Origin of the sequence: Hymenobacter sp. 15J16-1T3B, from assembly GCF_020711235.1 — a bacterium.
Lineage (GTDB): Bacteria > Bacteroidota > Bacteroidia > Cytophagales > Hymenobacteraceae > Solirubrum.
In genome coordinates, this window is record NZ_JAJFAV010000010.1 from 219567 (window position 1) to 226273 (window position 6707).

The 6707-nt window shown below is 66.0% G+C and carries 7 protein-coding genes; all 7 read right to left on the reverse strand.

Annotated elements, in window-relative coordinates; all coding sequences use genetic code 11:
* Window positions 1-79 precede the first annotated feature (79 nt).
* Complete coding sequence (locus LJ737_RS17700; RefSeq protein WP_227768079.1) at window positions 80-919, reverse strand: maleylpyruvate isomerase N-terminal domain-containing protein; 840 nt, start codon at window positions 917-919, stop codon at window positions 80-82.
* A 61-nt stretch (window positions 920-980) separates the two neighbouring features.
* Window positions 981-1667 (reverse strand): tRNA (guanosine(46)-N7)-methyltransferase TrmB, encoded by a 687-nt coding sequence (gene trmB / locus LJ737_RS17705; RefSeq protein WP_227768080.1) that lies wholly within the window; start codon window positions 1665-1667, stop codon window positions 981-983.
* A 148-nt stretch (window positions 1668-1815) separates the two neighbouring features.
* Window positions 1816-3147 (reverse strand): bifunctional folylpolyglutamate synthase/dihydrofolate synthase, encoded by a 1332-nt coding sequence (locus LJ737_RS17710; RefSeq protein ID WP_227768081.1) that lies wholly within the window; start codon window positions 3145-3147, stop codon window positions 1816-1818.
* A 91-nt stretch (window positions 3148-3238) separates the two neighbouring features.
* Window positions 3239-4153: a hypothetical protein gene (locus LJ737_RS17715; RefSeq protein WP_227768082.1), complete on the reverse strand. Its 915-nt coding sequence runs from the start codon at window positions 4151-4153 to the stop codon at window positions 3239-3241.
* Between the two features lie 156 nt (window positions 4154-4309).
* The gene (locus LJ737_RS17720; protein WP_111476790.1) at window positions 4310-4714 is read right to left on the reverse strand and encodes an ExbD/TolR family protein; all 405 of its coding nucleotides are present in this window, start codon (window positions 4712-4714) and stop codon (window positions 4310-4312) included.
* A gap of 81 nt (window positions 4715-4795) precedes the next feature.
* Window positions 4796-5497, reverse strand: coding sequence for a MotA/TolQ/ExbB proton channel family protein (locus LJ737_RS17725; RefSeq protein ID WP_227768083.1), 702 nt, complete (start codon window positions 5495-5497; stop codon window positions 4796-4798).
* A gap of 2 nt (window positions 5498-5499) precedes the next feature.
* A partial coding sequence (locus LJ737_RS17730; RefSeq protein ID WP_227768084.1) for an HU domain-containing protein occupies window positions 5500-6707 on the reverse strand: 1208 nt, incomplete at its 5' end.

Consider the following 6707-nt stretch of genomic DNA (forward strand, 5'->3'; position numbering starts at 1 on the left):
TCCTGGCAGGAAAGGGCCGCGTCGCTTATTTAACTCTGCCCGGCTTCACTTTTGACCGTTCGGCCAGCCGGCTCTTTGGTTACACCATCACCGCCACCAGGTCCAGGATTTTTTCCCCCAGCCACTGCTCGCCCTCGGTGTGCACGTGGCGGGCGGCCTCCGCGGGGTCCAGTTCGTTGCTGAACAGGCGCCAGGCAACTTCCCCGTCGATGGTGACGGTGGCATCGGGCGTGGGGCGCTCGGGCGTCAGCGCCCAGTGGTCGGCGGTGCGCTCGAGCTGCCACTCGCCGGGCGCGGGGCCGCTCAGGCGCACGCGCAACTGGGTACCCTCGGGGGCCAGCACCGTGCGGTAGTGGTGCGGCAGGGCGCGCATGGACGTCTGCAGGTAGGGCTCGTAAAGGGCCGGGGCCAGCAGCACGTCTTCGCCGCGGCCTATGGCCTGGCGAATCTGCTGCTGGTGGTGCCACTTCTCGGTGTATTCCCGGGCCACGTGAAACCAGTTCGCCGACTCGGCCTCGCCGGCCCAGGCCACGGCAAAAGCGGCCGGCGCCCAGGGGTCGAGCGTCTGCAGAAACGCGGCGTACTCGCGGCCGCTCAGCTCCAGCAGCCACGTGACCACGGCCGGACTCAGGCGGCGGGTGGCCGCAATCCAGTCGGCGTTGAGCTGGTTGAGGAACTCCACCAGGCCGCTGTGGGTGCTCATGTCGCCGGTGGGCGCCACGCCGAAGTGCCCGTCGCGCAGCATGGAGAGCGTGCGCAAGTTGCCGTCGAGCAGGTGCAGGGCCACGTCCATCACCCGCCAGCGCGGGGCCAGCGTCGGCCGCTCCCACTCGTCGGGCGTGAGCGTGCGCAGCAAGTCGAGCAGCAGCCGATCCAACTCGGCAAACAGCGGCAGGGTGACGATGGGCGGTTGGCGCATATAGGCGGGTTGAAGAGAGCAACGCCGGCAAGACGCCGACGGGTAAATGGCGGATCGGAGCTTATTCCGTGGTGAGGGCCACGGGCTCCGGTCCGAAGGAAAAGTGCAGGTACTTGATGGGCACGCCCAGCGCACGGTACTTCCGCTCGTAGGTCGTCTGGATGTCGTACGCGTGCGGCAGCAGACCGGTGGTCTGGTAGAGGTCCTTGGTAAAGACCAGATCGGGAGCCTGGCGCTCCTGCAGCAGCTCCAGGGTGTAGTCGAAGAGCAGCTCGGAGTCGGTTTTGAGGTGTACCAGGCCGCCGGGGCGCAAGATCTGGCGGTACAGCTCTTGGAAGCGCGGGGCGGTGAGGCGGCGCTTGGTGTCGCCCAGGCGCGGGCGCGGGTCGGGGAAGGTTATCCAGAGCTCGTCCAGCTCGCCGGGGCCGAAGTGCTCCAGCAACTTTTCGGCCTGCATGCGCAGAAAGCCCACGTTCGTCAGGCCCTTCTCCTCGGCCAGCTTGCTGCCGCGGTACATCCGCTCCCCCTTGATGTCGAGGCCGAGGAAGTTGCGCTCCGTATAGCGCTCGGCCATACCCACGGTGTACTCGCCCTTGCCGCAGCCGATTTCCAGGGTGATGGGGTGGTCGTTTTTGAAAAAATCGGCCTGCCAGCGGCCGCGCAGCGCCCCGAAGGTGTCCTTGCCCGGCTCGACAATGTCGGCCCGCTGGGCATTTTCGGCAAAGCGCTTGAGTTTGATTCGACCCATTTACAAAGGTGAAGTTGTGAACTTGTGAAGGTGGTGAGGTGGGCGTGCGGCTCGGGCGACGCGCCGCTGCTTGCATTGTTAGCGGGGTAACCCGGGTTGGCGGCAGGTTTTGCGGTGGCCCCTGCCCTCTGCCCTACACCGCCCGCTGCTAAGCCGCGGTTTCAGGCCCGGTTTCGGCCTCGTACAGGTCGGGCACTTCCGCCACCACAAAGGTGCTGCCGCCGACAAAGATGACGTCCTCGGGCCCGGCCTGCCGCCGCGCTTCGGCCAGGGCCTCGGCCACCGAGCCGCAGACCGGGCCGCGCAGGCCGTGGCCCTCCGCCTGCGCCGCCAACTCAGTCGCCGGCAGCGCCCGCGGAATGCCCGCTGCGCAAAAATAATACGTGGCCTCCCGCGGCAGCAGGGCCAGCACCTTGCCCAGGTCTTTGTCGGCCACCATGCCCAGCACCACGTGCAGGCGCTCGTAGCGCAGCCGACTCAGCTGCTGCACCACTAGCCGGATGCCGGCCTCATTGTGGCCCGTGTCGCAGATGGTGAGCGGCCGGCGGCCGATGACCTGCCAGCGGCCCCGCAGGCCGGTCAGCTCGCGCACCTGGCGCAGGCCCTGGCGGATATGCTCGTCGGTGATGCCGAAGCCCTGGCGGCGCAGCTCCTCCACGGTGGCCAGCACGCCGGGCAGGTTCAGCCGCTGGTAGTCGCCCACCAGGGCCAGCTCCACCTCATCCAGCCACACCGCTCCGTCGCGCCACAGGCGCAGGTATTGGCTGGCCGCGGCGGGCTCGTCGCGCAGCAGCTCGGCGCGGTAGCGGGTATCGGCGAAGGTGAGCGGCGCGGCGCGCTCGGCGGCGGTGTGCTCGAACACGGCCTGCACCTCGGACTGGGTCTGGCTGACCACGGCTGGCACGCCGGGCTTGATGATGCCGGCTTTTTCGGCGGCAATCTTGGGCAGCGTGTCGCCTAGGATGGCTTGGTGGTCGTAGCTGATGTTGGTGATGAGCGAGACGAGCGGGGTGATGATGTTGGTGGAATCCAGCCGCCCGCCCAGGCCCACTTCGATGATGGCAATATCCACTTGCTCGGCGGTGAAGTAGTCGTAGCATAGGGCCACGCACATTTCGAAGAAGGACGGCTGCACTTCCTCAAACAGCCCGCGCCAGCGCGCCACCCAGGCCACCAGGTACTCGGGCGTCAGCTCACGGCCATTCAGGCGGATGCGCTCGGTGAACTCGCGCAGGTGCGGCGAGGTGTAGAGGCCGGTACGGTAGCCCGCGCTTTGCAACATGGCGGCCAGCAGGTGCGAGCTGCTACCCTTGCCGTTGGTGCCGGCCACGTGCACGCTGCGAAACTTGTTTTCCGGGTGGCCCATAGCAGCCACCAGCTTCTGCACGCCCACCAGCCCATCCTTGAAGCCGGCGGCGCCCACCCGCTGAAACATCGGCAGCTGGCCGTAAAGAAAGTCGAGGGTTTGCTGGTAGGTCATGGCGAGGAAATCAGGGTGCAAAAAAACGCCGCGGGCCGGAGAATTCCGACCAGCGGCGTGAGCTTTTGCCCAGAAGCGAGTTGAGCGGCGGTTATTCCACCTTGAAGCGAAAGGTAAAGAAGCCCGTGGCGGGCCCGGCCTCGGCCTTGAGCTTGCGCACCCCGAACCGCTCCTGAATCAGGCTGCGGCAGATGCGCACCTGCTCGGCCGACATATTGCCGGCGACTTTGTCCACCGACTCGATTTCGCCGTCCGCGCTGATTTTGATTTTGAAGCGCAGGTAGCCGTTCTGGTTGTCCACGGCTTCGGGCTTGGGCGTCGCGGCGAAGGCCCAGCCGCCGCCCACGAACCCGTCGCCGTCGCCGCCGCCCGAGCCGCCGCCGCTGCCCGGGTCGCCGGAGTAGGCTTTGCCGGTGTAGGTGCCGCGCGGGTCGCCTTTGTCGCCCACGGTGCCGGGGTTGTCGCCGTTGTTGTTGCCCGAGGGCGCGTCACTCGAGCCGTTCACGCCGTTGCCACCGGTGTTGGCCGTGGCCCCGCGCGGGGTGAAGATGGCGCGCTGGTTGACCTTGGGCTTTTCCGGCTCCGGCTCCTTCACCGGCTCGCGCATGGGCTCCTCGCGGGGGCGCGGCGTGGGCTTGTCCACCGGCGGAATCTTCACGTCGTTTTCCTCCGCCTCGCTGGTCACCACCTTTTCCTGCACGTCCTCGGCGGGCGTGGGCGGCGTGGGGGTGCTGGCCTGCTGGGGCTCGGGGTCGGGTTGCTGGGCCGGCGGCTTGGAGTCCTCCCGGTTGGGCGACTCGTTGGCCGGGGCCGAGGTCTGCACGTCGCCGCTGCCCACTTGGTCCATGCCGTAGTTCAGCTCCACGCCGCCGCCGTCGCCCATTTCGGCAATGCTGTCGGGCGGGTTTTTGAAGACGATGAAGAGAAACAGCAGCGCCAGCAGCGCGTGAAACGCAATGGTGCCAATCAGGGCTTCGCGGCGGTGCTCGTGACGAAATTCAGCCATGACAGCGGTGATTTAGTGACTGAGTGAGTTAGTGAAGTTGGCCCGTGGAGCCGGTTAAGGCCGCACGGGCCGGCGGCTTGTAAACAACGCGCCCCGGTGCGGCTGGGGTTCAGCGCACCGGGGCAAGGGTCGGGCCAGGTTGCTGCGGCGGCCGGGTTATTTGCCCGATTCGGCCGCGGTGGCCATGACCATCTTGATCTTGAGCCGGTTGCCGATTTCCAGGATGTCGACCAGTTTCTGCACGTTCAGCGACTTGTCGACGCGCAGCACGGCGGTGGGGCTTTCCAAACCCTGCACGCGGCGGCCCAAGTCGGCTTCGAGTTCGGTGGCGGTTACCGGCTGCCGGTCGATGAAGTACTGCCCGTTGGCGTCCACCGAAATGGTAATGGGCTGCTTCATGGCCTGCTTGCCCGAACGGGCATTGGGCAGCATGAGCTTGATGACGTTGGGGTTCACCATGGTCGACACGATCAGGAAGAACAGCATCAGGAAAAACATGATGTCGTTCATCGAGCTGGTCTCGACGTGCGAAGAAAGCTTACGACGGCGGCTGAGGTCCATATCGTGAAAGGTGAAGTTGTGAACTTGTGAAGTTGTGAATTGACGTTCTGGCATTCACAACTTTACAAGTTCACAACTTCACTAATTATCTTGAAGGATGTCCATGAACTCAATGGCCGAGTTTTCCATGCGGAACACCAGGCGCTCGACCATGATGCTGAGCCAGTGGTAGCCAATGTGGGCAATCATGCCTACGATCAGACCGGCGGCCGAGGTCACCATCTTGGTGTACAGACCGCCCGAAATCTGGGCGATGCCGAAGTCCCCGGTCGAGGCAATGGCGTAGAAGATGTTGATTACGCCGACAATGGTACCCACGAAGCCGAGCATCGGGGCAATGCCGGCAATGATGCCGAGGATGCTGATGTTCTTTTCGAGGCGGGCAATTTCCACCTTGCCCACGTTTTCCACGCTGGTTTCGATGTCCTTCAGCGGCTGGCCGATGCGGCGGATGCCCTTCTCGATCATGCGCGCCAGCGGCGAGGCCGTCTGGGCCGAGAGCATCTTGGCGCCCTGCAGGTCGCCCTTTACCATCAGGTTCCGGATCTGGTTCATGAACCCGTCGGGCAGCGCGGCGGCCTTGCGGATGGTGATGTAGCGCTCGATGATGATGTAGAACGACACCAGCGAGAGGGCGAAAATCGGAAACATAATCCAGCCCCCCTTCAGGATCAGGTCGATGACCGAAATGGAGGAGGGCTGGGCGGCGGCCGTGGCAGCGGCGGCGTTGGCGGTCGAGTCGGTGGTGACTACAGCGGTCTGCAGCAGCAGGGTTGCGAGCATGCTTAGTAAGGGTAAACCAGAATTTCGTTGCCGAACTGCTTCTTCAGTGCGGGCAGGCTTTGGTTGGCCGATTTCTTGTCAGCGAAATCAGCAACGGTGACGCGGTACTTCTTGGTATTGACGACGCCGCGGTGGCCCCAGCGCGGCAGCAGGATTTTGGCGGCCACGCCTTTGCTGGCGTAGTTGTTCTGCACCTGCTGGGCCCCGCTCATGGTGTTGAACGTGGCCTTCACCACGTACCAGCGGTTCGACACGCCCGATACGGTGTTGCGGCCCGCCACCACGGCAGCTGGTTTGACCGCAACAGGCGAGGCCGCCTTGCGGCCTTCCACCGCAGCCTTGGTAGCTGCAGCAACGGACGCAGTGCCCGCCGCCGGGGTTGCAGCGACCTTTGCCGGTGCGGCCACGGCCGCGGGTGCTGCCGCGGCGGGCTTGCTGATTTCCGGAGCGTCTTCCGGAGTGCCGTCGGGCACGGCGGTTTCCGTCCAGGGCTGGGCGGCGAGGTTGGCGGCCTGCGGACGCACCTGCGGCGCGCTGGCCGTGGCGGCCGGCGCGTAGGGCCACCAGCCGTCGGGCCACCAGCCCAGTTTGTGCACTGCCTGCACGTTGGCCGACAGCACCAGACCCAGAATACCCACGCTCAGCACCCCGTTGAGCACGCGGCGCAGGGCCTGGCGGCGGGCCGGCGCCAAGGCGGGCACCGGGGCTTGGTGTACCCGCTCCCGGGCCAGCAGGGCATCGGTGGCGCGCACGGGGCGCGAGGTCAGCTCAGGCAGGCCAAAACTGGCCGGCAGCAGGTTCTGGTGCCCGGTGTATTCGAAGTCGAGGCCCCGGCCAGGGGCCTGGCGGAAGATGCCAATACCGGGCAATTCCGTGCGCTGCTGCTCCTCCAGCTCCTGCTGCATGCGCTGCACCGCGTCGCGCACCTGCTGGCGGGCCATGCCCGGCGTCAAGCTCAGGCGGCGGCTCACCGTGTCGACCAGCAGGCCGTCGTTGCGGGTCAGGGCTTGGTTGAAGGCCACGCGCTTGGCCGGCGGGGCCAGGGTGTGGCGGACCGGGTGCAGGCGGGCCGGCTCGTAGTCCGCAATCAGGCCGCCGAAGTCCGGGATGATGACGCAGTCATGGTCCCGGACCAGGTGCTGGATGTGGTCGGTAAGCTGCAAGGAGGTAGTGTGCTGATGTGGTCGAATGTGCTGCGGTGCTAATGCGA

Excerpts from the sequence above, each read along its gene's own strand:
- LJ737_RS17725 (WP_227768083.1), bottom strand. The coding sequence starts at position 5,497 with ATGCTCGCAACCCTGCTGCTGCAGACCGCTGTAGTCACCACCGACTCG.
- LJ737_RS17700 (WP_227768079.1), bottom strand. The coding sequence starts at position 919 with ATGCGCCAACCGCCCATCGTCACCCTGCCGCTGTTTGCCGAGTTGGAT.
- LJ737_RS17710 (WP_227768081.1), bottom strand. The coding sequence starts at position 3,147 with ATGACCTACCAGCAAACCCTCGACTTTCTTTACGGCCAGCTGCCGATG.
- LJ737_RS17720 (WP_111476790.1), bottom strand. The coding sequence starts at position 4,714 with ATGGACCTCAGCCGCCGTCGTAAGCTTTCTTCGCACGTCGAGACCAGC.
- trmB (WP_227768080.1), bottom strand. The coding sequence starts at position 1,667 with ATGGGTCGAATCAAACTCAAGCGCTTTGCCGAAAATGCCCAGCGGGCC.
- LJ737_RS17715 (WP_227768082.1), bottom strand. The coding sequence starts at position 4,153 with ATGGCTGAATTTCGTCACGAGCACCGCCGCGAAGCCCTGATTGGCACC.